At 68.1% G+C, this 1,140-nt stretch carries 1 protein-coding gene; it reads left to right on the top strand.

Features of this window, described 5'->3' with window-relative positions:
• Window positions 1-1,140: DNA gyrase subunit A (locus tag LQV45_RS34530; protein WP_290370416.1), on the top strand; the 1,140-nt coding region annotated here is incomplete at both ends.

Raw genomic sequence — 1,140 nt, 5'->3', positions numbered from 1 at the left:
GTCTGAAGCCCGTTCAGCGCCGCATCCTCTACCAGATGGCCGAAATGGGTCTGCGTCCCGATCGCGGTCACGTCAAGAGCGCGCGCGTCGTCGGCGAGGTCATGGGAAAGCTGCACCCCCACGGCGACGCCCCGATCTACGACGCCCTGGTGCGTCTGGCGCAGCACTTCTCGCTGCGGGTGCCGCTGATCGACGGGCACGGCAACTTCGGCTCGCTCGACGACGGCCCCGCCGCCCCGCGGTACACCGAGGCGCGACTGGCGCCGCCCGCGCTCGCGCTCACCGAGAACCTCGACGAGGACGTCGTCGACTTCATCCCGAACTACGACGGGCAGTTCCAGCAGCCCGACGTGCTGCCGGCCGCGTTCCCCAACCTCCTCGTCAACGGCGCCACCGGTATCGCTGTCGGTATGGCCACGAACATGGCGCCGCACAACCTCATCGAGGTCGTCGGGGCGGCGACGCACCTCCTCCAGAACCCGGATGCCACGGTCGAGGAGCTCATGGAGTTCGTGCCCGGCCCCGACCTGCCCTCGGGCGGCATCATCGTCGGGCTGGACGGCATCAAGGACGCGTACACGCACGGCCGCGGGTCCTTCCGCACGCGCGCGAAGGCTTCGATCGAGCCGCTCGGCCCGCGCCGCACGGGCATCGTGATCACCGAGCTGCCCTATCTCGTCGGACCCGAGCGTGTGATCGAGAAGATCAAAGACGCCGTGCAGTCCAAGAAGCTCACCGGAATCGCCGATGTCACCGACCTCAGCGACCGGCAGCACGGGCTGCAGCTCGTCATCGGCATCAAGACCGGTTTCGACCCGCGGGCGGTGCTCGAGCACCTCTACCGGCTCACTCCGCTCGAGGACTCCTTCGGCATCAACAACGTCGCACTGGTCGACGGCCAGCCCCAGACCCTGGGACTGCGGGAGATGCTGCGCGTCTACCTCGACCACCGTCTGCGGGTCATCACGCGCCGCAGCGAGTACCGCCTGGCCCGCAAGCGCGAGCGCCTGCACCTGGTGGAGGGTCTGCTCATCGCGATCCTCGACATCGACGAGGTCATCCAGGTCATCCGTTCCTCGGATGACGGCGAAGAGGCCCGTACGCGTCTGCAAGAGGTCTTCGACCTCTCGCATCCCCAGG

It is taken from the genome of Microbacterium sp. Bi128, assembly GCF_918698205.1.
This window is presented reverse-complemented; position numbering and strand designations above follow the sequence as displayed.